The sequence below is a fragment of the Ensifer sp. 2TAB8 genome, from assembly GCF_052115125.1.
GTDB lineage: Bacteria > Pseudomonadota > Alphaproteobacteria > Rhizobiales > Rhizobiaceae > Ensifer.
Genome location: NZ_JBFRGB010000012.1, coordinates 82,116 through 103,284, shown reverse-complemented (window position 1 = coordinate 103,284; position 21,169 = coordinate 82,116). Strand labels below are relative to the sequence as shown.

The 21,169-nt window shown below is 58.0% G+C and carries 29 protein-coding genes, 1 tRNA gene and 5 pseudogenes; 9 read left to right on the top strand and 26 right to left on the bottom strand.

Going from position 1 to position 21,169, the window contains the following annotated elements; genetic code table 11:
* Positions 1–624 precede the first annotated feature (624 nt).
* Positions 625–1,071: pseudogene (locus AB4Z53_RS20235) on the bottom strand (ABC transporter ATP-binding protein); the annotation flags it as partial.
* Positions 1,072–1,097: 26 nt separating this feature from the next.
* On the opposite strand from AB4Z53_RS20235, the gene AB4Z53_RS20230 reads away from it, so the two are divergent.
* Both AB4Z53_RS20230 and AB4Z53_RS20225 read left to right on the top strand, forming a co-directional pair.
* A complete protein-coding gene (locus AB4Z53_RS20230; RefSeq protein WP_441597463.1) occupies positions 1,098–1,340 on the top strand; it encodes a helix-turn-helix domain-containing protein in 243 nt (80 codons plus the stop codon).
* Positions 1,341–1,515: 175 nt separating this feature from the next.
* Positions 1,516–1,665, top strand: a complete 150-nt coding sequence (locus AB4Z53_RS20225) for a hypothetical protein (RefSeq protein ID WP_441597566.1) — start codon at positions 1,516–1,518, stop codon at positions 1,663–1,665.
* Between the two features lie 144 nt (positions 1,666–1,809).
* Here the strand turns inward: AB4Z53_RS20225 and AB4Z53_RS20220 are convergent, their stop codons facing one another.
* From AB4Z53_RS20220 to AB4Z53_RS20140, 17 genes and pseudogenes are all read right to left on the bottom strand, one after another.
* Complete coding sequence (locus AB4Z53_RS20220) at positions 1,810–2,103, bottom strand: type II toxin-antitoxin system RelE/ParE family toxin (RefSeq protein ID WP_441597462.1); 294 nt, start codon at positions 2,101–2,103, stop codon at positions 1,810–1,812.
* A complete protein-coding gene (locus AB4Z53_RS20215; RefSeq protein WP_441597461.1) occupies positions 2,100–2,408 on the bottom strand; it encodes a type II toxin-antitoxin system RelB/DinJ family antitoxin in 309 nt (102 codons plus the stop codon). Before AB4Z53_RS20215 ends, AB4Z53_RS20220 begins: the two co-directional genes overlap by 4 nt.
* A 159-nt stretch (positions 2,409–2,567) precedes the next feature.
* Positions 2,568–2,834 (bottom strand): hypothetical protein, encoded by a 267-nt coding sequence (locus tag AB4Z53_RS20210; RefSeq protein WP_441597460.1) that lies wholly within the window; start codon positions 2,832–2,834, stop codon positions 2,568–2,570.
* Between the two features lie 346 nt (positions 2,835–3,180).
* Positions 3,181–3,330: an ABC transporter permease subunit gene (locus AB4Z53_RS20205; protein ID WP_291157237.1), complete on the bottom strand. Its 150-nt coding sequence runs from the start codon at positions 3,328–3,330 to the stop codon at positions 3,181–3,183.
* Positions 3,331–3,407: 77 nt separating this feature from the next.
* Positions 3,408–3,749 carry a hypothetical protein gene (locus tag AB4Z53_RS20200; protein WP_291157235.1) on the bottom strand — a complete coding sequence of 114 codons (342 nt, stop codon included), beginning with the start codon at positions 3,747–3,749 and terminating at the stop codon, positions 3,408–3,410.
* A gap of 105 nt (positions 3,750–3,854) precedes the next feature.
* A complete protein-coding gene (locus AB4Z53_RS20195; protein ID WP_441597459.1) occupies positions 3,855–4,076 on the bottom strand; it encodes a hypothetical protein in 222 nt (73 codons plus the stop codon).
* A 39-nt stretch (positions 4,077–4,115) separates the two neighbouring features.
* A complete protein-coding gene (gene rpsU / locus AB4Z53_RS20190) occupies positions 4,116–4,352 on the bottom strand; it encodes a 30S ribosomal protein S21 (RefSeq protein ID WP_113536185.1) in 237 nt (78 codons plus the stop codon).
* Between the two features lie 45 nt (positions 4,353–4,397).
* Positions 4,398–4,670, bottom strand: coding sequence for a cold-shock protein (locus AB4Z53_RS20185; protein WP_113536184.1), 273 nt, complete (start codon positions 4,668–4,670; stop codon positions 4,398–4,400).
* Positions 4,671–4,793: 123 nt separating this feature from the next.
* Positions 4,794–5,003, bottom strand: coding sequence for a cold-shock protein (locus AB4Z53_RS20180; RefSeq protein ID WP_113536183.1), 210 nt, complete (start codon positions 5,001–5,003; stop codon positions 4,794–4,796).
* Positions 5,004–6,206: 1,203 nt separating this feature from the next.
* A complete protein-coding gene (locus AB4Z53_RS20175) occupies positions 6,207–6,512 on the bottom strand; it encodes a hypothetical protein (RefSeq protein WP_113536182.1) in 306 nt (101 codons plus the stop codon).
* 366 nt (positions 6,513–6,878) lie between these two features.
* A complete protein-coding gene (locus AB4Z53_RS20170; RefSeq protein WP_441597458.1) occupies positions 6,879–7,655 on the bottom strand; it encodes a hypothetical protein in 777 nt (258 codons plus the stop codon).
* A gap of 679 nt (positions 7,656–8,334) precedes the next feature.
* A complete protein-coding gene (locus AB4Z53_RS20165) occupies positions 8,335–8,544 on the bottom strand; it encodes a cold-shock protein (RefSeq protein ID WP_113536179.1) in 210 nt (69 codons plus the stop codon).
* A gap of 188 nt (positions 8,545–8,732) precedes the next feature.
* Positions 8,733–8,924, bottom strand: a complete 192-nt coding sequence (locus AB4Z53_RS20160; protein ID WP_441597457.1) for a hypothetical protein — start codon at positions 8,922–8,924, stop codon at positions 8,733–8,735.
* A 306-nt stretch (positions 8,925–9,230) separates the two neighbouring features.
* Positions 9,231–9,522, bottom strand: a pseudogene (locus AB4Z53_RS20155) (alpha/beta hydrolase-fold protein); the annotation flags it as partial.
* Positions 9,523–10,107: 585 nt separating this feature from the next.
* A complete protein-coding gene (locus tag AB4Z53_RS20150) occupies positions 10,108–10,293 on the bottom strand; it encodes a hypothetical protein (RefSeq protein ID WP_441597456.1) in 186 nt (61 codons plus the stop codon).
* An 8-nt stretch (positions 10,294–10,301) separates the two neighbouring features.
* Positions 10,302–10,520, bottom strand: coding sequence for a hypothetical protein (locus AB4Z53_RS20145; RefSeq protein WP_113536174.1), 219 nt, complete (start codon positions 10,518–10,520; stop codon positions 10,302–10,304).
* An 11-nt stretch (positions 10,521–10,531) separates the two neighbouring features.
* On the bottom strand, positions 10,532–10,813 hold the full coding sequence (locus AB4Z53_RS20140; RefSeq protein WP_113536173.1) for a hypothetical protein: 282 nt from the start codon (positions 10,811–10,813) through the stop codon (positions 10,532–10,534).
* A 413-nt stretch (positions 10,814–11,226) separates the two neighbouring features.
* On the opposite strand from AB4Z53_RS20140, the gene AB4Z53_RS20135 reads away from it, so the two are divergent.
* The 4 genes from AB4Z53_RS20135 to AB4Z53_RS20120 all read left to right on the top strand — a co-directional run bounded on the left by AB4Z53_RS20135 (position 11,227) and on the right by AB4Z53_RS20120 (position 13,396).
* Complete coding sequence (locus tag AB4Z53_RS20135; protein ID WP_441597455.1) at positions 11,227–11,460, top strand: hypothetical protein; 234 nt, start codon at positions 11,227–11,229, stop codon at positions 11,458–11,460.
* Positions 11,461–12,459: 999 nt separating this feature from the next.
* On the top strand, positions 12,460–12,600 hold the full coding sequence (locus AB4Z53_RS20130) for a hypothetical protein (RefSeq protein ID WP_291157218.1): 141 nt from the start codon (positions 12,460–12,462) through the stop codon (positions 12,598–12,600).
* Between the two features lie 110 nt (positions 12,601–12,710).
* Positions 12,711–13,121 (top strand): fatty acid desaturase, encoded by a 411-nt coding sequence (locus tag AB4Z53_RS20125; RefSeq protein WP_441597454.1) that lies wholly within the window; start codon positions 12,711–12,713, stop codon positions 13,119–13,121.
* A gap of 71 nt (positions 13,122–13,192) precedes the next feature.
* Complete coding sequence (locus AB4Z53_RS20120; protein ID WP_441597453.1) at positions 13,193–13,396, top strand: hypothetical protein; 204 nt, start codon at positions 13,193–13,195, stop codon at positions 13,394–13,396.
* Positions 13,397–14,195: 799 nt separating this feature from the next.
* Here the strand turns inward: AB4Z53_RS20120 and AB4Z53_RS20115 are convergent.
* From AB4Z53_RS20115 to AB4Z53_RS20105, 3 genes and pseudogenes are all read right to left on the bottom strand, one after another.
* A complete protein-coding gene (locus AB4Z53_RS20115; RefSeq protein ID WP_441597452.1) occupies positions 14,196–14,735 on the bottom strand; it encodes a hypothetical protein in 540 nt (179 codons plus the stop codon).
* 32 nt (positions 14,736–14,767) lie between these two features.
* Positions 14,768–15,286, bottom strand: coding sequence for a hypothetical protein (locus tag AB4Z53_RS20110; protein ID WP_441597451.1), 519 nt, complete (start codon positions 15,284–15,286; stop codon positions 14,768–14,770).
* Between the two features lie 120 nt (positions 15,287–15,406).
* Positions 15,407–15,532 (bottom strand): annotated as a pseudogene (locus AB4Z53_RS20105) (SyrB-like regulator); the annotation flags it as partial.
* 555 nt (positions 15,533–16,087) lie between these two features.
* On the opposite strand from AB4Z53_RS20105, the gene AB4Z53_RS20100 reads away from it, so the two are divergent.
* Together AB4Z53_RS20100 and AB4Z53_RS20095 are read left to right on the top strand one after the other, a co-directional pair.
* Complete coding sequence (locus AB4Z53_RS20100; RefSeq protein WP_441597450.1) at positions 16,088–16,459, top strand: hypothetical protein; 372 nt, start codon at positions 16,088–16,090, stop codon at positions 16,457–16,459.
* Between the two features lie 184 nt (positions 16,460–16,643).
* The gene (locus AB4Z53_RS20095; RefSeq protein WP_441597449.1) at positions 16,644–16,922 is read left to right on the top strand and encodes an HU family DNA-binding protein; all 279 of its coding nucleotides are present in this window, start codon (positions 16,644–16,646) and stop codon (positions 16,920–16,922) included.
* 450 nt (positions 16,923–17,372) lie between these two features.
* Here AB4Z53_RS20095 and AB4Z53_RS20090 read toward each other — a convergent pair.
* Positions 17,373–17,635: pseudogene (locus AB4Z53_RS20090) on the bottom strand (type II toxin-antitoxin system RelE/ParE family toxin).
* Positions 17,632–17,877: a CopG family ribbon-helix-helix protein gene (locus tag AB4Z53_RS20085; RefSeq protein ID WP_441597448.1), complete on the bottom strand. Its 246-nt coding sequence runs from the start codon at positions 17,875–17,877 to the stop codon at positions 17,632–17,634. The pseudogene AB4Z53_RS20090 and the gene AB4Z53_RS20085 overlap by 4 nt, the downstream one beginning before the upstream one ends.
* 131 nt (positions 17,878–18,008) lie before the next feature.
* On the opposite strand from AB4Z53_RS20085, the gene AB4Z53_RS20080 reads away from it, so the two are divergent.
* Positions 18,009–18,084: transfer RNA gene (locus AB4Z53_RS20080), tRNA-Ile, on the top strand.
* 158 nt (positions 18,085–18,242) lie between these two features.
* Here AB4Z53_RS20080 and AB4Z53_RS20075 read toward each other — a convergent pair.
* The 3 genes and pseudogenes from AB4Z53_RS20075 to AB4Z53_RS20065 form a co-directional block, all read right to left on the bottom strand.
* Positions 18,243–19,433 (bottom strand): cystathionine beta-lyase, encoded by a 1,191-nt coding sequence (locus AB4Z53_RS20075; protein ID WP_441597447.1) that lies wholly within the window; start codon positions 19,431–19,433, stop codon positions 18,243–18,245.
* 39 nt (positions 19,434–19,472) lie between these two features.
* Positions 19,473–20,070 (bottom strand): annotated as a pseudogene (locus AB4Z53_RS20070) (2-hydroxychromene-2-carboxylate isomerase).
* A gap of 56 nt (positions 20,071–20,126) precedes the next feature.
* Positions 20,127–21,158, bottom strand: a complete 1,032-nt coding sequence (locus AB4Z53_RS20065) for an LLM class flavin-dependent oxidoreductase (protein ID WP_441597446.1) — start codon at positions 21,156–21,158, stop codon at positions 20,127–20,129.
* Positions 21,159–21,169 lie beyond the last annotated feature (11 nt).

Sequence of the window (21,169 nt, the reverse complement as noted above, 5' to 3'; positions counted from 1 at the left end):
GACCAGGGACGAAGCGGCGCGCGACCGACGCCGAAATGCTTGCAAGACTGTCCCCGTGCGTTCGGCATACTTCATGCGACGAGCCCCCTTAAAAAAATGGAGCAAGCGAGGTCGGCTCCGGCGCATACGCAAGATGCGCGCGAAGGGCTCGACTCCAACCAAGAAAATGCAAAGTCACTGTGACGGGACGGTAAGCCAAACTCGGGAAAGGAATCTACAGAACAAAACTATCGAATTCTGATGAAAACTTGCATGGGAGAGCTTGAGCCCGTCCGAGGGCATGCTGAATAACGACAACCCACCGACGGTTGGGACTCGCGGCACAAGAAGGCTTGCAATCCCAAAATGGTTTTGCGACCGGAGAAAACCCCTCCCTCGAAATCGCAACAGATATTAACCGCGACGACTGACCACCATCCTAGCCTTTAACGGCCCCGGTCGTGAGGCCAGAAGCCCATCACTGCGATGTTGACGGCGAGCGAGACCATGCGGGCGGCGGCATCACGAGCGTCGGCAGGTGTATCCGATGATCCAATCGAGCGTTTGTGGGTCTTGTTCCGGTCAGTGCGAGACTTACCAAACTGCGCAGAGCCTTGATTGTGTTTTTGGAACATATCTCCGATTTCAAACCTGGACCAAGTGTCCCAGCGAAACCTCCCGGTATTGGCGCTTGGGCGGCACGTAGCCGACAGACTGCACCGGACTTCTGATCTCGTCGGTCGTAATCGATCGCTTGAAGTTGCGCCGAGCCGGATCCGGCACGGGGACAGCCGCCATCAGTTTGCGGGTGTAGGAATGCTGCGGGTTTTCGAATACCGCCTGGCGTGGGCCGATTTCGACGACTTCGCCGAGATACATCACGGCGACCCGATGGCTAACCCGCTCGACAACGGCCATGTCATGGCTGATGAACAGATAGGCAAGATTGAAGCTTTGCTGGAGGTCGAGGAGCAGGTTGCAGACCTGTGCCTTGATCGATACGTCGAGCGCCGACACGGCCTCGTCGGCCACGATCACCTTCGGATCAAGCATAAGGGACCGCGCGATGGCGATCCGCTGCCGCTGGCCACCCCCATCTCAAGGCAGGTGGGCAAATCGTGGCCAAGACTCTCGGTACGGCACGGCATAGAGCGCTGATCGCGCTGCTTGTTGAAAAGCGTGAGGCCGCAGGACTCACGCAAACAGAACTTGCGGCAAAGTTGGGGGAGTATCAGTCCTTCGTGGCGCGCCTTGAAAGCGGTCAACGTCGGGTGGACGTCGTCGAGTTCCTGGCGTTCGCCGACCTCTTAGGCTTCGACCCTCACGACGCATTGGATGAGCTCACCCGCATCAAGGGATGACCTCAAACATCGGCTCTCTGGAGTCAAATCCGGCTTGGGTGCCACAATTGCTAGGATGGCGGGAGTGGCGCGTAGCTCCCGCCCGGGTCGGTCGGCTCTGCCGCCAGTGACTACGCGCTGGACTTTGTCGCGTACAACCCGCCAAGTAACAGGCCGCTAGAGCCCTCACCTGCGAGTGGCGGGGCTTCCCCGCGAGGCCGACGACAGCAACTGGATCCAGACGGCGCCCGATCGCAACTTCATCGCGACGGTGCGTCTCTATGGAACCGGGGTCGAGTTCTACGACCAGACCTGGAAGCCGGACGATCTGGTGAAGGTGAAGTGACGTCAGGGGCGCCTGCTGTCGCCCCTTTTTCTCTGAACCGTTACGTCACCCTAACTCGTGTCACAAGATGCCTGTGCAGGTGGTATAGAGCTATCGCCTTGAAAGGAATTGAACCGGCGATAGCCAAAAGAATTGGCCTAGGATTCACTCATCGCCGAATTCAAAGGGCCATACCTGGGCACCGTGCAGAATACGCAAAATGCGAACGCGGTCGACTGCCACCGTGTACGCGGCGATGTAGGGAGTGCGCGGAATCACCAACTCCCGCGTTCCCTCAATTCGACCAGGGCGGCCGCTTTCGGGAAAGTCGAGGAGACGTCGAACTGCATGCGCAATCTCCTCGTCGACGTGCACCGCCGCTTTCGGGTTTTCACTTTCAATGTAGCTGAAGATAGCGTCTCGATCGTCAAGCGCATATTGCGCCCAGACAAGCCTCATCGGTCGCCAGCCCCGGCCTTACGCAGCGCGGCCGCCCGGCGCTCGCGAAAACGAGCCTCAGCATCCGCATCCTCATAATCAGGTCGCGTATCCTTGAGAGCCTCCAACACTTTGGCGCGGAACCAGGCATCGTGGGCATCACTGCTACCGACCATCTCGAGCGGTAATGCGCCCTCGTTCGCCGTTCGCGTCAGAAGGATACGAACGGCGTCCGATACAGTCAGCCCCATGTTTTGCAGGACAGCCGTGGCGCGGTCCTTGATGTCAGCATCAATCCGCGTCTGGACCAGTGCATTTGCAGCCATGACGAATCTCCTTCACAAGTCAATGTAATTCGCCTGCATGACAAAATCCAGTATCAGCGCGAATGGTGAGACGTCGAGGCCAGCCGCTTCCCTACGATACATTATGCGATTTTGGACGTACAGAACGGGAACATCCTATGGCAAGGCGTCCGCCTTGCGTCATACGAAGCGCGAGCGTGCCCGGCCATTGCTTGGTGATGTTCTCAAGAACAATCGACATGTTGCAACCGTGAGATAGTCGACGGGAACGCCACCGTAGATCGCCCGGCCGCCTGAGATCATGAAGCTGATGCCCCACAAAATGGAGCCGGCCGCGAGCGTCGCGATCAGCGAGGGAACACCGACGCCGACGACGAGCCCCGAATTGATGAGGCCGACGGCAAGGCCGGCGACGAGCGCGCCGACGATCGACAGAGGGATCGGCACACCGAAGGTCGATCAGCTGACGCTCGGTGACCTCGTGGCCAGCGTTGGAAAGGTGGCTCACCTTGCGGCCGTCCTGCAGTACGGTGATCTCGTCGCAGAGATCGATCACCTCCTGCAGGAAGTGACTGATGAGGACGACCGCCATGCCGGCATCGGACAGTTGCCGGATCAGCGTCCAGAGGCTCTGCTTTTCCTTGGCAGGCAGCGTTGCCGTGGGCTCGTCGAGGATCAGATGCCGCCCGTCCATTTCGGAGGTTGGCGGACTTCATCAGCGGTTTCCCCGGCGTCGATACCGCGCAAACGTTGAACCCCGTGCAGGACTTCGCCACACGCTATGGCGAAGAGATCAACGCTGTCTGGAGCCATAGACCCGGTAGGAGCGAACCTTGATGCCCGATAGTTCGGCGGCACGGGCATTGCCGCCGACGGCATAGAGGTAGCGACCGAAGGTCGTGCGCTCCATCACGAACCACGACCCGCCAACGATGACGAGCATGATCAGCGCTCGGAGGCGGCCATTGCGCGATCAGCGTTGCCTTACTGCTGATGCAATTGCAGGAGACCGATGTCGGCTCAGAAGCTGCGCCGGGAGGGCCAAGACACGCGTCGAGCACCGGTATAGCGGGTGATTGCGCTGGCTCTTTGTGGCGCCCCGCCGTCGTTCTCCCACTGTTCGAGATTTGCGGTTTCAATCTGCCGCGGGGTTCGCAGCCCATTCCGGCTTTGCAGTTCGGCAAGCAAAGTGTCTGCCGCGATTACGCCGGCCTGAAACCGTCCGACCAGAAAGAGCGCGGCAAGGCGAAGGCTCTCGTGATCATCGATCTCAACGCGCTGGTGAAACCCGGCGCGTCGCAATACGCTATCTAGCATTGCCAGATCGGAAGGAGCCAATGAATGCTGGCGCGCGGATGACATGAAGCCACTTCCTGTTGCCGGGAAAAATCGTATCGGATGCACGGTCCGCAGCCCCAAGCCTGGTCGCTGCGTGCATGGAGGCTTCGCGTTTCGTACCAGGCGCATTCACCGGCGCCGCGGTTTACGACCCGGCTTGAGTTCGGGCACCCCTACAACCGCTTCGCAAGCAGCATGTTCAAGGCGCCGCGCCTTGAGCTTCTCGGTCTTCTTTTCGCGGGCGATCTTTTCGGCGGCAACGATTGCTCTCGCCGTATGATCGGTGGCCGCCGCTTTCTCGCTGGCAGAGGTTTTGGCCGGCTTAAATGCGGCGTTGGGGTCTGGCTTCATGACCTATCTCCTGATGCGGACGAACGCGACACGGAAAGCTCAGCGCGGTCTCGCCGCTTTCTTGGGCGCCGGCAGCAGGCCCTCGCGCTGGAGTTTCTTGCGCTGAAGCTTGCGTTGGCGCCTCACCGCTTCTGCCTTTTCGCGCACACGCTTTTGCGAGGGTTTCTCGTAGCTGCTGCGCGCCTTGAATTCACGGAACAGGCCTTCGCGCTGCATCTTCTTCTTCAGAATCCGCAAAGCTTGATCGATATTGTTGTCTCTGACGAGGACTTGCAAAAGACGTTCTCCTGTTTTGGTCGCGGAAGGCCATGGCCCGCGTGCTTATCTGCCACGCCTGGCGCTCAATGGCTTGAGCCAAGGCCCGGTGTCGGTCGCTTCAGGGACGTCGTCAGTCGCGGTCTCGGCGTGTTCTATGTCAGTCGCCAGTACACATCGTTCGAACATCTCGCCTTCCACCCTGACGCGATAGCGGGCCTCGCCACGATCTCCCGGCAACAGGCCGACAATCTGGCCGACGCGGCTTTTTAAGACCGACTGCGTCCCACTCACCCTCAACGTGACCTTGTTGCCAATCTCGTAGGCCACAAAGCGCATAACAATCTCCTGAAACCGAGGGGTCCTAAGACGCAAAAAGGTCGGGTTATTCCCCCGACCTCTTCCCGTCATCCAAGCGCCTCCCTGCCAGTACATCCGTGGTCAGAGAAGGCGAATGACAAACTATTCGGCCCTGAGATTGTCGGCCGAATTCTTTCCCGACTTGCGGTCGCTGACGATGTCGAAGGTCACCTTCTGACCGTCGGCGAGCGAGCGCAGGCCGGCGCGTTCAAGCGCCGAGATATGGACGAACACGTCTGTGCTGCCGTCATCCGGTTGAATGAACCCGAAGCCCTTGGTGCTGTTGAACCACTTTACTGTGCCTGAAGCCATGATGGTTTCCTTTCAATCGCGGAGTTTGCCAGAAATATTTCTCTGGCTATGATCGATATTTGAAAGGAGATCTGGCCGCGCAAAAGCGCCATGTCAAAGTTCACAAGCAATATTCGATGAACTGATATATAGACGATACTTTTTTAAATTCAATAAAAATATTAATTCTTTAAATTCCTATGCCGATGAAATGCTCTTTAAAAGCCTGAAAAATCGGGCTTTTCATGTGTTTATTTTACTTTTATTGCACCCTACCCGGTCGTTCTGGCCAGAGTATTCTGTATCGCGACAGGCATGAAAGCCGTCTTGGTCGGGCTCTGGCCGGCGCAACGGGCAAGTCTTCCCGCCTCCACAAACATGTTGCAGAGAACGCATTCAAACTGCCGATTGACGCCTAGGTGTAGATGCCGGTAGAACGATCTATCGAATTTGCTCGCTAGCTTTGGTTATTGCGCGATTGGCATCGCGCTGTGAACGAACCTTCCTTTCAAAATCGCCATCGAGGCCCTGTTTCGCACGGCGGGCTTCAGTATTGCTGCGGAAGGGCTCGTCATGATCACCAGTACAGTTAAATGCTCCCATTAAGGGCTTCTACCAACCTGACAGGGAGGCGCCGACGCGTCTGCCGGTAATTCCACGGCGGTCCCGCTGCTCGTCGAACGCCGAAAGCTGGTTTCGAAGTGGAGCGAGATGTCGCCCCAAAATCATAAGGCTGCCTGATGCGTCCGTAGCAACGGCCCACGACGATTATGTCAGACCATCAACTAGGAAGACGCTTTGGCGCGGGTAACGATTCTGCGCAGCCAAGAAACCGCAACACGCGGGTGACCGTCGGTGGGTGGGTGCCCGCCTCCAGTGGTCATTCCCCTCTCCATCACCAGACAGATTGAAGGTAGACAATGAAGAGCTTGGACGAAAAACTTCATATTATTCTGAGTGCCTTCCACAGTGTTCGATATGGGATGTCGCCATCCGTCACACGGGGGGCTGCTGAAAATCATTCCAAAAAACATGGGCTGGCGGGAGCCGATTACAGCCAGACCCTTGAAGCGGCCATCGGTGCCGGGCTCATTGGTCTTTCGTCTGACTCATCCCTTTCAATTAGGGCCGCTGGACGAGCGAGGTTAGGCAAACGCTAGCCAGAGCGTGCCCTGCGACGCACTGGAGAAGGAACGAGTGAGATCTGTTTGCGGTTGGTTGGAGCTACAGGATGCTCCGGCTGTTGAGCGATCGTCCGGCAAGCGCCATTCCATCATTGCCGACATTGACCAGCTCGATATTGCCTTCATCGGTCACCCGTTCATGGCATTCGCCGCTGCTACGTATGCGGTACTGGAGCGCATTGTCGCGGATCGGCAACGTCGCGGTGATGCGATAGGTTTCTCCGGCAATCGAGTCTTTCACCGGCGCCCCCTTGGCGCGAACAAGCTGGCCAACGTGGAAGCGGTGAACCGGCGTCCGGTCGCGCGGACCGCGGATGATGCGTTTCGTGAAAGATAATATGTTCATAACGGTCTCAGACCTCTTTGAATATGAGTACTCGCGACGAGTTGAGCGAGCATGCGATGTCGGTTGAACTGTTCAAAGCCGAATACGCCAACAAATAGCGATCGAAGCCAAGGGCGTGATGTTGCCGACGAATAGCATCCCTCGTTTCGTCAATTAAACAACTGCCGCTTTGACTGAAAGGCGGCAGGACGCCGGCCATCTCCTGTCGCTGCTACTGCAATCAATCGGAACAATCGGGCGAAGCCAATTCCTTTGCTTCGGCGTGCAAATTGATCTCTGGCTCGTCTAGTCGCGAAGCAATTCTGCCATACCAGAGGCATGGGGCCTAGAGATACCGGAGGCAAGCCCGCAAATTGCCAGATGTCATCACTCCATACGGCACGCCTCGTTGCTGACCCGATACGGCCGGTTGCACTCCCAGCCGTTACCGGTATGATCGAGATGTGCGTTTTCAGGAAGCTTGATTTCTGAGCATGCGAGTCCCTTTGCTACAAAGCCGCGGTCACATTTCCATTTCTGCCCGTAGGCAGTGTCCGCGAAGCTTGCGTTTTTGGGAACCTTTACGGCAACACACGCTTGGTCCTTCACTTCAAAGCCGCGGTCGCATAGCCATTCATTACCGCTGGTTGTCAGATAGGCATGCTCAGGAACGTCCAATGCGACGCACTTGCCACCGACAACCTGGTAACCACGCTCACACTCCCAACCCTCGCTATAGCTTGAGTCGGTCAGGAACGCATTGTCCGGCACCTCGATAAGGTCGCATCCAGTGCCGTTGCCGCGATATCCACGCATGCATCGCCAACGGTCGCCAGAATACGGATCAAGATAGGCGTTGGCAGGCACCTCAACTGCAAGGCACTGGTCGCCGCTTTCGGCAAAGCCGTAGTGGCATTCCCAGCCCTTGCCATAGGACTCGTTTGTCAGGAAACCATGGTCGGGCGCCGTCACCGCAACACAGGAATCGGCTTCTCTTCTAAAGCCACGAATACACTCCCACCCTGAGCCATAGCGATTTGCTTCGGCATTCGCGGGCAACGTAAGCGTCCCTTGGCCATAAGCGCCGGGGATGGCGAACAACGTCGCAGATAGAAGCAGGGTCATTTGGAGAGCCACTGCAAGACAGGATAGCTGGCGCATCAATTAATCTCTCCAAATGAGCCTTCAAATTATTACGGGAACGGGAAGCCATTGCGGCTGCTCCTTCGCGGGAACGGCACTTCCGTACCATGTACGCGTCGCTCACTTGGTGAGGTGTTGCAGCTCGACAGGCAGCCCTTGAATTGCGTAGCGCCCTAACCGAGAACCCAGTGGTTGCCTGTGCTTCCCGGCTCGCCCGAACCGACATTCGAGCCGCACTGCTAGCCCCGAGCGGGACTGAACTCCCTCGAGCATCAGCACAGTTACCAGCAACGAAGCAGTCTCAAAGAGCCCCGGATCTTGGACAAGAAGGTCGGCGCCGTAACCAGCATCATCCAGGACCCACTGCATCTTTGCTCGTTCGGAAGGCGATATTTGGCGTGCGGGGAAAGACATGGCGTTCCCTTGCTTGGGGCCAGGGTATCGAGCCCTCAAGCAGTAGCGCCCGTTTCATCTGCTACTGAAGGCTGGACACTGCGCCTTTGCCGTTCGAATAGCAACCGCATTCGTTCCTACGGCGGAACGTCCGCCATAGCTGCCCCGGTATTGGGGCACCCATAAGATTTAGAGGCCGATCCGTATTCGATCGTTGCCAAAAAAAAGGCCGGGCGGACCCGACCTTCTAAATACCGCTTCAATGGCCACAGCAAGTACATCCGTGGACATGGCCAGAAGCGTGTTTTTAGGCAGCTACGAGGTTGTCGGCTGCGTTCTTGCCGGAACGAGCGTCCTTAACGATGTCAAAGCTAACCTTTTGCCCTTCGACAAGCGAACCCAAGCCGGCCCGCTCAACTGCAGACGCGTGAACGAATACGTCCGATTCGCCGTTATCGAGCGCGATGAAGCCGAAGCCCTTGATGCTATTGAAAAACTTTACAGTTCCAGTGTTCATGACAGTTCCTTTTCAAAATCATGATTGAGTCACCCGGCCAACGAGATGACAGCCGAGCCTGATAGATCGATTTTGAAAGGAAAGGTCGGCTTGGACGCGAAAGGCGAGAAAACAAAGCTCAACAAGCAAAGATCGATGACGGTGTAGCTATATACACAATGTGTCCTCAACAAGTCTGTGACGATTGTTCATTCCAACGTCGCCTCTGGCGCTTCGGGACTCAATAAGGCCAGGCGGCAGGCGGTGACATCGACATGAACGACGCCGCCGACGTACTCGACCAGAGGTTTGATCGTGTTGCGACCACTGAGATCGCGCACCGTCGCTGGCATGCCGCCAACCATGCGGTATTCTGGGCGGAGGTCTTCCTGCTTTTTCATCCCGGCGACCCTAACCGCTCCCCCCACACCCTTTGGGGGAGCGAATCTCGATCGGCTCACCGACCCTCGGCGGGTCCGCGATGAGGCCTGTCTCAGGCAACTGAGAAGAATGATGAGACGCGTAGCTATCGGGCGTTCCGTTTGATCCCATACGCCAAGTCCAGACGATCGATTCTTTTTCTACAGGCGCTTCGCAAGGTCGATTTTGTTGCTCGGCCGCCTTGACGAGGATTCGAACCAGCTTCCATGCCCATTGTTTATTAAGCGAGCACGCTAATTAACAGAATTGCTGCTTTGTTTATTAAGGCCCATCGAATGCCCCATGATCGCCTGTCGGCTCGTGTCTGCCGGGAAGGACTCCTCGACGAGGGCTGGCAATTCGTCAATGAGATAGGAATAGATCCGATAGTTCTTGGAAAATGACTCTTCGGTGGCGTCAACGTAAAAAGCCCGCGCCCTTGCCGATCCGCCAAATATCGGGCACGTCCTCAACCTCGCTCCGCGGGCTTGTGTCAGGACATACCACGACTCGCCGGGGTTCTGCGGCTATCCGCCGATTTTCACCCTTGTCCATCACACTTGCATAGGTGCACGTCAAACAGGTCGTGGACCTGACGCCGCTTGCGGGGGCCTCACCCTCTCTTTGCGTACCCCTCCTCGTCGCTCGGACCCTTCGCGAGATAGACGGCATGGACGGCTGCAAGGAGAGAGCTTTCGGTTGAAGCAGACATGTTGAATTCGAACATAAGAAACCGGGCGAGATGTTCCGCGCAGTTTCCCTCCCTCGGTATCTGATGCTCCGCGCAAGTCGCTTCGAACACACGCCTCAGCAGGTCGATTTCCGCGACGCTCATCAAGACATTCCCATTCGCGTTAAACACGGGCACTTATCTCGCCTCCCTTTGGATCCGGTGTGGCTCGTTAAGCATCTGAAGCACATCGGAGGCTAGTTGTTGGTCGAGGCCAATCATTGTCCAGGAGTCGATATGCACCGGCACTCCCGTGAATACGTGGTAGATCGTCCAGGACCCGTCACATTCCACACGCCTGCCGTATTGATAGAGTTCGCCCATGTTGTCGGGTGCCCCACCGTGTAGCTGCCAGCGCGCGATGACAATCTCATGTTTTCGATCGGGCGGTTTCATTGGCGCCTATCTCCCTGTCATGACGCGGGTCACTTGCATTACAGAAGCCGGTGCCGCTCCTGCGTGTCCCGGCTGCGTTTCAATGTGCCGGAACTGTCATCGGGCTCCTGCTGGCTGTCGCGGGCCTGCTGAATGGCCGGCTTTGCGGTTGTCCGCCGAAGATTGCGTTGACGGATTTCAGATTTGACTTGGAACAGTCGCTTCAATGTTTCGACGTAGCTCATGGCATTCCTCAGTGGCTGCGGGTCATTCCCCAGTCGATCGGTTCAAGATTGTTTTCAGCGCTGACGCGGTCCTGTCCGAGTTCATCGTTGCGAATTCGATATTGGGGGGCGTTGTCGCGTAGCGGCATCATTGCCGTGATGCGATAGGTTTCTGCGGTTCTCGGTGAGAGATGACTACGGTCCCTGAGGCGAACGGACAGTCCCACGGGATAGCGATGCTGTGACATGGTTCTTGTCCTCATTTTCCTGGCGTATTTGATATCTCGGCGCCACCAAGCGCGATCAAACGCGCCAGCTCGTCGGGTTCGATTTGAATCATCCGCATGCGGTAGTGATTCTCGACTGTCGCGGGCAGCTTGATGAAGGTGGCAACACGGCGATAGGCGAGCCAGGAAAGCCCTTCAATCGGCACCTCGTCGTCATCCATTTCATAATCGCCGGCGACTATCGTCTCATCAACGCCCGGCAATCTGAACGGCCGGTCGAAATGGATTGTCCGGTGAACCGTTCGGTCGAACATGACATCTCCTCTCGATACCGGAAGCTTGTCGCCGGCACGCGATCTCGTTTCTGATGGTAGTGATGAGCCGATACCGCTGCATGCGGCAGCGCTACATGCGACGATCTAAGGAGGAAATGGCGGGTCGGGTTTGTGACGCCGCGAGAAGCCAAGAAGGCTTAAATCGATTTAACAAGGGTGCGCGTCAATTGAGGTCAATTCAAGGTCAAGATGAGGCAGACCTTTCGAGGCCCGGAGCCGGAACCCCTCACGCCCCCCTGACATCCGGCCGGTCTCGAACGACATTAACAGCTGGCTCCTGAGCAAACTCAGGTGCCCAGAGGCTCCGATTTGCAATAGCACCAGCTTCTGCCTACCGTCTCCATTTGTGGCGCCATCAAAAATCTTCCTGCCGCAACAACTCGGGGGCTACCATGACAGATACACAACCAGCAACTTTTGACCAGGTCCTGGCCKACTTGATCAGTGGCCAAATTGAGCAACGCCACACAAACGAACTTCGGGCAATTCTCTCGACTGGCAATGAGATCACCATGCACGGAACGTTTACGGTGGGACGCGACTTCATCATCTACAAGACCGCAAAGGATAATAGCGGCAAATGGGCAATGACGCCCTTTGCCCACATAGTGCAGTTGGTAATTTGACACAGAAACTCCCTCGCCTGCCCCCTTGCGACCACGTACCGATAAATTGTGGCACGGTTGTCCTGTTGCCATGCGGCGACCGGACAATCCGATCTCTCCCAAACCGCACGGACCGCGAGGCCTTAAATGGAACTTGCGCGTCTCATTGCCAGAAATGCCGTACTGACAATGGCAACGAATGCGATCCTGCATTCACAGCGCTCCATCAAGGAGGGATGCGCCATGTCCAGTCGTCTCGTTTTCTCGCTTCTCATCGTCTCCATGAGCATCCTGATGGTCTGGGCCTTCAGACCCGCCCCGACGGCCCTTACGGGCTATAGCACGTCACCGAAAGCGGCCCAGGCCGACCAAACAGATAGCATACCCCGTTGATGTGATCGAAGTGATCCGTCAAGCCAGCACCCAGACTGCATCCTGGATTGCTTTGAGGTTGGACGCGGCGAAAACGATCACGCGTGCAGACATTGGCTGCAAACGGCACCGGGCCAGCCGAGTAGGAGACGCATCCTGCTTCCTATTTGATGCGCAGGACATTGCGTCCTTCAGCGTGACCTATCTCGAGTTTTTTGGCGAGACGTCATAGCCACATTTATCTGGGCGCGGTTGTTCGACGGCCATTGCGTATGGCGGTCAAATAGCACATGCTCTGAAGCTTCAGCAGCCATTTTCAGGGCGCTGCTGCTTCGGGGCGCGAATGTCCTGGCCCCAACGAAAGGAGGACTGCGTGTCTTCCGACCTTCACCTCGACACTACCGCACGTAATCTCGTCAGGGTCAGCGGGGCTGTATACCGCGAACACGGCCGGACTCAGCGAATTAGTATGGGTGAACCTGCGGTCGCGCTCCGCATCAGGCGTCTCAGATCGACAGCACGGGACCCGAGGCCTTCCTGCCTTCGTGGCGCAACGTTTCGTCCTTGCTGAGTGGGCCTGAAAGCAGGGTTATGCCGCAGCATTGAAGTGCTGCAACCCACAATCAACCGAAAACCCAGGAGTATCCGATGGCCAAAGGCCAAGTAAGAAGCAATCGCGAAGTTCGAAAGCCGAAAAAAGACAAGACCGTGGCACCGACCGCCGTCGTGCAAGGCACTCAGGTCAAGTTCGCCAACAGCGGGCTCAGCCTCGGCAAGAAGCAGAAATAGCTCAATGGGAGCGGAGGCGGTGGCGCACCGCCTTGAAGAAAACCAGAGCCAACCAGCTTTCCGACTGCCGAGTGCCATTTGCTCTGCAATGGGCAGGGACGTGAGCCGCCATGCACTTCGGCCACTGGCTGAGCATGGTCCTTGTCGCCCCTGCGGCGGGATTTCTCTTGCGCTTGTTCATGCTTCGACATGACTGCGGTCACAGTTTCTTCTTCAGCCGGCGCAGCTTGAATGACTGGAAGGGCCGGGCGATCGGCGTGCTGACATTGACACCCTATGACGACTGGCGCCGCGCCCACGTCGAACACCACGCCGCGGCAGGCAATCTCGACGAGCGCGGTGTCGGCGACATCACAACGCCCGCCGGCGCCGAGTGCAGAATTCTCACGCGAAGAGGACGGCTCATTAGCCACATCGGTCCCGTCTGGCTCTTTCTTTTCAAACAGAGGCCGCCGTTCGGAGTGATGCGCTCCGGCGCCCTGTCATGGATTTCCACTATGGCAACGAATATCGCCGTTTAAGCGCGCGGATGACCAATGCCATATCTAGTGGTCATTGCCGCCTCCGTCACAGGATAGATTGAAGGTAGACAATGAAGAGCTTGGACGAAAAATTTCTTATTCTTCTGGGTGCCTTCCACAGTGTTCGATATGGGGTGTCGCCATCCGTCTCACGCGGCGCGGCCGAGAATCATTCCAAAAAACATGGGCTCGCTGGAAAAGAATACAGCGAGACGCTCGAAGCTGCCATTGGCGCTGGACTTGTCGGTCTTTCGTCTGACTTCTCTTTCAATTAGGGCCACGGGGCGAGCGAGGCTAGGCAAACGCTAGCCAAAACATGCATTATGGCGCGCCGGATAAGAGGGCGACACTACCAACGGCCGGCAGCCACCCGCAATTTATAGACAGGCGTACGAACACAGCCCCCCGATCCAGTGAAGAGTTGATCGTGGATTCGAGTCAGAGCTCCTGAACGAATTCAGTCGCGTGTACGAATCGCACCCACCAGCCGTTCCCCATCAGGGTGGTGCGATCGAGGGACCGAAATAGCCTTTCGCCGGCGAGCGGGCCACACCTCTTCGAAAGCGACGTTGCAGGGGGAAGCAGCCGGATGGCGCGCGTCGATGCCAATTCGACGTGCTACGCCAACAATATCCATCGGAAAGATTGGTAAGGCGGTAAGATGCTCCGCTCGGGGCTCGATGATAAGCACCAAACCGAACCAATCAACTGCACTGGCCGCTACAGCTTCGGCGAGCTTCAAATCAGCTACCGTGCCCGCCCTCTCGGCATGCGCCCGCATCTCGAGTAGTCGCTCTTGCCACAGCTCAGAAACGTTCGCGGCCAATGCCCGTTGTGGCCGGCGCGGTCATATTGATGTTGCGCCCAGCAGATTTATGGAGGACACGCGCCGCCCTGCACCTAGAAGGTCCAATGGCTGTCGAGGTCTGGGATTTATGGGGTTACATCAGGAAGAGCTGGCGTTCATCTGGGTTTTCCGGGTGTGCTTCGAAGCCCAACCCCTGCGTTGATCCCGGATCGTCAAGCCTTACGAAGAACTCACTGGTCTTCGAAGCAAAGGTCAGCATCCACCGTTCAGTTTGTCTTGAAGCGTTCAAGCATTTCTTGAAGCAGCAGGTTTTCCTGCCGAAGCCGTTGCGCGAGCAGCGCTTTCAGACGGCGGTTCTCTTTTTCGAGTGCGGCAAGGTCGTCAATTGCTTGGGGAGTAGCGATATCCGTCCGACTGCCAATAGGACGACCACGGCGCGCCGAGCCCTGGCGCTTCAGCTTCGTTTTTTGCGGGATAGCCTTCGGGCGATCCACTTCCAAGGGCGGGATCAGAGAAGGACCGGAAGTATCCTCGCTACCAGCGCCGCCTTCTGTCGGGTCCACCAGATCTGCGATTGGCGCAGCAGCCTCGATCGCGGCGCCCTCGTTTGGCAAAATTTCTGCAGTGGTCTCTGGAGAAGGCAGCTCCATACGCTGAGCCGGTTCGAACAGATGCGGTGCTTCTGTCTCAGCCGCGCGCACGAGGGCCTTGAGGTCCGTGTCTCCCCAAATTGAAGACTGGCTGGTAGTCGACCGCCGGCGAGCCGATTTGACTTCGACGATAAACTTTCGCTGCTGCGGTTTCATGCGGCTCCAACGTTTARGGGTGCGATATCAGTTCAGGGCGTGTCATRCCGCCCAAGCATTTTTTTGAGCTGCGTATTCTGCAACCGCAAYTTTTCTGCAAGCCGGCGTCTTAGTTGCCTGACGTCCTCGTCCAGTGCGGTCATCTCATCGACGAAGGTCATCGGCGGCTGTGGGGCACCGGAACTGCGATCTCCATACTCGACGACTTCGGCCACTGCAACATCGCCAGCGCTTGTTTTCCGGCTGCGCCTTCGCCTTTTGGTCGGCGGTGGCTGTGGTGGCCCGGCGGGTTCCGGAAGCATCCCCTGAGCGTCGGCAGGTGACCGGTCGACGATTGCAGCGAGCGTCCCGTCATTTTGGTCAACCGCAGCAATTTCGGTGTCGATGTTCCGAGCGTCGAGACTGCTTGGCTCCTCGTTCGAGGCTTCAACGACCAAGTCATCAACTTCGCCTGCCGGGTCCTCGGTCTCGATTTCAGGAGCGTTCTCCGACGTCTTGACCGTTCTTCCCAGGGACGCCAGCTGGGCCAGATATTTCCACGGTGATTTCATAGTGCGCCGCCAAACTGATCAATGGCACCGGCATCCTTGGCCGCAACCCTCAAAGGAACTCCAGCCAGAATGCGATGACAAGGGCCAATCAAGTTATCCGATCGGCCCTTTATCAATTGATCAGGCAAGGCCCAACCGCTTGCGCAGGTCGGCGTTCTCGGCCCGCAGTTTTTCGGCCAGCGCCTTGCGCAGCCGCGCGTTCTCTTCTTCGAGCTGGAGAAGATCTGCAATGTCGTCGAGGACTGGAGCTGCCCCCTCACCGGCTGGGCAGCAGCTGCCCCCGGTACGTCTGCAGTCGTCTCCGCAACGACGTTCTTGGGTCGTGGCCCCCGACGCTTCTTAGGCGGCGCGACTTCGGCCGGCGGCGCGGTCTCCACGATTTCGGTATTGCTCTCGTCTGCCATGATTGTTTCCCTCTCGAACCGATCATCTTTTTCCATTGGGCGGATCGCAGAGTCAACAACTACACATCGCGACATCATCTATCAGTTGGCGCATGACACCGTTGCCGGTCAATACGGGAACCGAAGGCGGAACAGGCGCCAGCCGCGAATGCGGCAGTTCACGCTGCAACGCTCGTGGCCGAGTTTTTCTGCGGCAGCGTACCGGAATCGAGGAAACAGACCTTCTATCCGCTTAGCTATGCGCTTATCGTATATGCGCAGTTTCTGTTGGACTGCAATCCTCCCCGCGCCCAGTGAGCCATGTGCTGCGATACTCGCCCCGCCTACCGGCCTATCTTTCCGACACGAGAGTTCTCGTCGCTAGAGCCAGGCATCAGGATACTCCGAGAGGCACTGCATGAAAGCTGAGGAAACTTCGCTAAAGTATCCCACTCTCCGGCCCGACGGCGCTGTTGTGGAGATCGAGTTCAATCAGGAAATCGCTGCAACGCTCGCGCGGCTCCCGGATGACCCTTCGCTTTACTTCGATCTGAGCGAACCACATCTCCTTATTCCGCTCCGGCAGTTGGTAAACGCGCGCGCGCGCGAAAGAGGCATCGTCAATGCCAACCGCCACATGGTGGCGGCAGTGAAAGGCAGTCTGGAGAAACGCAAACCCCTCACGGTTCAGTCGTTGGGCAACGAGTTGTGGCTCGTCCTGGATGGGAATTCGACTCTGCTCAACGCGCGTCATTCTGGTTGGCGGGCGATCCCTTGCTGCATGAGATGACCAGACACATCTGAATATCTCGCCGTCGATCGAACGGGCACTCACAGGCTCGGGAGCCAACTTCACCGAAAAGCGGCGATTGCGTTGTGGAAATCCTCGGCATTTCGCTCCTCCTCGCTGGGACGCCAGATGACAAAAGGGATTTCGTCGGGCGAGACTTCCCCGTCATCATGAGGGGAAAAGAATGACAACAACCAATGAGATTGCAGATAAGATCGCGACCGAGCACGGCTTGACCAAAGTCCAGAGCAAGGCGGTTGTCGAGGCGGTCTTTGCCGCCGTGACCGCCGCCGCAAAATCCGGCGCGGAAACGTCTATACCGGGCTTTGGCAAATTCAAGGTCAAGGACACGCCTGAGCGCGAGGCGCGCAATCCGGCAACCGGTGCGGCCATCAAGGTTGCTGCTGCGAAGAAATTGACCTTCGCGCCGGCCAAAGCTCTCAAGGACGCGCTGAACGGCTGATACGACTGGGAGGTTCGGGGCGAGAGAGCGCACCACCTCACGGTGATGCAATCTGGTCGCCTCGAACCTTAAACGACTTGCGGATTGTGCGGCAGAGCCGGTCGGCTGAGGCACTTGAGCGATGTGGGACCCGCGATGGCTATAGGTCCCGCCGCACGCGGCTCCCGATGATATATTATGCGTTCCTGAACGCTCAATGGGAACAAACGTGGCACAATCGTCATGTGAACCATTCGCAGCTGGAAACCAGGATTGGACTGACCGCTTCCAGTTTTCCGTCGAAAACCTGCACTTCCCGTCTAATTTTACCTAGCCGTGATATGTCCCGGGATTGGAATAGCAGGAGCGCCGTGCTTTTCGGACGGAGCCGGGAATAGGTCACCTTGCCGTAACGGGCAGGCTGATGAGCGGATCATCGCTCATCGCGCCGACGCGTTTTGTTGGTCGTGACTAGCGAACCTGCGGCCATTGCTGGTGAGCGTGCAGACGGTGAGGATCTCGACGTCCCGACTTATGCGGTAGGGAATGTCGGCTAGCACGAGCTCGCGCGTGCTCTTGATACGACCAGGCCCACTGGCAGGGTACTCGGCTAACGCATCCACGGCAGTGACAATCCGCGCCACGACGCGGGCCGCCGCATCCGGATTGTCTTTCTCGATATACGCGCCCCGCCACAACGCCCGAAGCGTCCAGCGAGTACGCTTCCCACTCATGATTGGCGGGCAGATTTGAGGGACTTCCCGACGACTTTCGCCACATCTTCATCGCTGGCGAACTCCCCCCGGTCGGCCTCGGCCAATCCGGCTTCAATCTCGGCAAGCTGCCATTCCTGCTGCTCAACGAAGGCTTCGATGGCCTCGGCAGCCATGTGAGAGCGGGACCGATCCAGCTTCTCAGCGAGCTGATCCAGCTTGCTCGCCGTTTCGTCTTTTATACGCACGGTAAACGCTGTCATGGGACCCAACTTTCCTTGGTTCACTTTGACATCAATGAACCGCACTGGTGCGTCAAGGTTCAAAACACTTCTTCAAAGCATCCGCTACGCGACTGATCCATCGGTTTTTCTGTGTTTAGAACGTCCTGGTGGGGCCTGTAGCTCAATGGTTAAAGCCGTCGGCTCATGACCGACTGCTTGCGGGTTCGAGCCCTGTCGGGCCCACCATTCTACCAAACTCATCGCAAAACAGCGCAGTCACCCAATTGTTCAAATAGTGAGCTCGCCGGCTCGCGGGGAAGCGGTTCAAGTGGAGGTCGATGCATTGTGCGACTTTGAACGCCCCGAAACGGAGGCGATTCAGATTTCGGATGGAAACACTCCAGCTAGGCTGCTCGAGCAGCCGTGAGTGCCTGCTCCAGATCTGCCTTGAGGTCGTCGACATCTTCCAGTCCGATTTGAAGGCGCAGGACCGGCCCGTCGGTCGGCACGGGCGTCACCTTGCGCTCGTCAAGATTGACGTGAAGCGCGAGGGAAGCGAACCCGCCCCAGGAATACCCCAAGCCGAATATCGATAGGGCATCCAAAAACGCCTGGGCTTTCGCTTTAAACCTGTCTTCATGCTCTGTGCGAAGGACAAACGAAAAGACACCACTCGCGCCCCTGAAATCACGCTTCCAGATCTCGTGCCCGGGAAAACTCGGAAGGCCGGGATGCAGCACGCGTGCGACGTCGTTGCGACTTTCAAGCCAGTTGGCGATCTCAAAGGCGCTCGTCTGGTGTCGCTGCAGTCGGATTCCCAGTGTCCGCAGGCCTCGAAGCACCTGGTAGGCATCATCGGGTGCGGCACAAAGACCAATCAACCCGTTTGCCTCCTTCAAGCGCGGCCAGTGTTCGGCACTGGCCGACACCGTTCCGAACAGGATGTCGGCGTGGCCAGCCGGATACTTGGTGGAGGCCTGGATGGAAACATCGACCCCGAAGTCGAGCGGCCTGAAATAGAGCGGTGTCGCCCAGGTGTTATCCATCGTGACGAGCGCGCCGCGACGGTGCGCCACTGCGACGATTGCGGGAATGTCCTGGATCTCGAACGTGTTGGAGCCCGGTGCCTCAGTATGCACGAGACACGTGTTCGGCTTGAAAAGGGCCTCGATGTCCGCCCCCAACGAGGGGTCGTAGTAATCCACTTCGATGTTCAGGCGTGCCAGCATGACGTCGCAGAACTGACGGACATTGCCATAGACGGAATCGACGATCAGCGCATGATCGCCGGGAGAGAGATAGGCAAGCAGCGGCACCGTGACGGCGGCAAGCCCCGAGGGCACGAGGATCGTGCCGGCTGCCCCCTCCAGTTCATTGATCGCATCGCACAGCGCGTCCGTGGTCGGCGTGCCGCGTGTGCCATAGGTGTATTTCTGCCCGTGCGTTTCCATCGTATGTGCGTCCGGAAAAAGCACCGTTGACCCGTGGACGACAGGTGGATTGATGAAGCCGCGCTGGCTGGCCGGGTCATATCCGGCCTTGATCAACTGCGTTTGCGGACCTGGCCTAACGCCGGCGTTTGCTTTGTCATTCATGATCGCATGCCTTTGAAGGAAGGAGGCTCGATTTGGAAACTATGGCCGATCACCGGCGAGATGGCGCTCGAGGAAGGACAGGTTGTCCTGTCCCCAGTAGAGCTCATCTTCATAGCGATAGGTCGGGAACCCGAATACGCCGCTTGCAATGGCGTGATTGCGATCATCGGCCCACTTTGCCTTGACATCGTCATCCGCCTCGCGCCGCACGAGCGCCGCGCCGTCAAGACCCGCGGTCCGCGCAAACGCTTCGCGCACATCCGGACTGCCGATATCCCTGGCTTCGGCCCAGAAGGCATGCTGCAGCGCGCTTGTGAGCGCCAACCCAGTCCTTCCCGTCGAGAAAGGCCGCAATCACGATCAGCGATGCGGATGTCGGGTCGGAAAGTCCGCCTCGACCTTCAAGCTGCAACGGCTTTCCGCGCACTCGCGCCCACCGGGTAAGGTCGCGCGTCCCATGGGCGCGGCGGACATCCGGTCGATTTCGGGAGAAAATCCCGCCATTCTCTTCGATGACGGTGGCCAAGTACGGCCTGATCTCTGCGCCATTGCGGGTCGCGAGGCCAACGAAGGTGTCGAATCCGATATAGGACCACGGCGAGCCGATGGAGAAAAAGTAGGCGATCGTCCTTGTCATTCCTGTATTCCTGTCTGCCATTCATTCCACACGAGATGTGTCTCTCCCTCCTCTTGCTAGGCCGCCCTTTGGTCGGCCGGAAACCACCCGAGTTCCGGAGCGATGCGGGTGACGAAGTCATGAACGATCTGGCGGTAGTCGTCGTCTTCGAACTCGTAGGGGAGTTCGAGCCTGAGTTCGTGGACACGCGGCAGGATCGGGTCTGCAAACAACCGTTCGAGAATCTCTTCCGAGGTGCCGACGAGGTCACGGGCATAAAGCGTTCGTCGTTCACCCTGCGGCGTCAGCGTTCGTTCAGTACGCCCGTCAGCATAGTCCAGATAGCGCCTGCGCGTTTTCGCATCCGCGCTGTCGAGCGGAACAATCACCCGACCCAAAGCGACCCTTCTGTCCGCGCCGCCGGCCGCGCGATAGGTCTCGAGCTGGCGCCGCTGCGCGACGAAGAAATCGTCGGTCCCCTCCCCGGTCGTAACGTTGCCGATCAGGAGGTTGAGATCATTGCGCCCCGCCCAGCCGGCGGACTTCAGTGAGCCACCGCCGTACCAGATGCGATCCGTCAATCCTTTTGCATGCGGCTGAAGCCGGGGCCGCTGCGGGCCGAACGGCGTCTTGATGAAGGCGTCTTCGTCGCCGATCGGCCGGCCGCGCAGATTTTCGACAAAGCGCAAAACCCGCCCGTAGGTAAAGTCGAAACTCTCCCAACCATCGTCGAAGACGAGGCGGCCGATCAGGTCGGCATGCAGTGGCCGTCCGGCGCTGAGACCAATGTTCAGGCGCCCCCGCGAAAGCACATCGACCGTCGAGAGATCCTCGGCGAGCCGGTAAGGGCTTTCGTAGCCGATCGGTATAACCGCCGTGCCAAGCTCGATGCGGCTCGTCCTTTGCGTCGCGGCAGCGAGAAAAGCGGCGGCCGACGATATGCCGGGCTCCAGGTGTCGCTGGCGCACCCAGGCGCTGGCAAAACCGAGCGCCTCGCCATACTGCAGCAACGCCAGGGTCTTCTCCAGCCCGTCCAACGGGTCGTCCGCCGGGTAGTTGCCCGGACTCAGGAAGCCTATATGACTGATCGATATCTTGTTTCGCGTCACGCCAAGGCTCC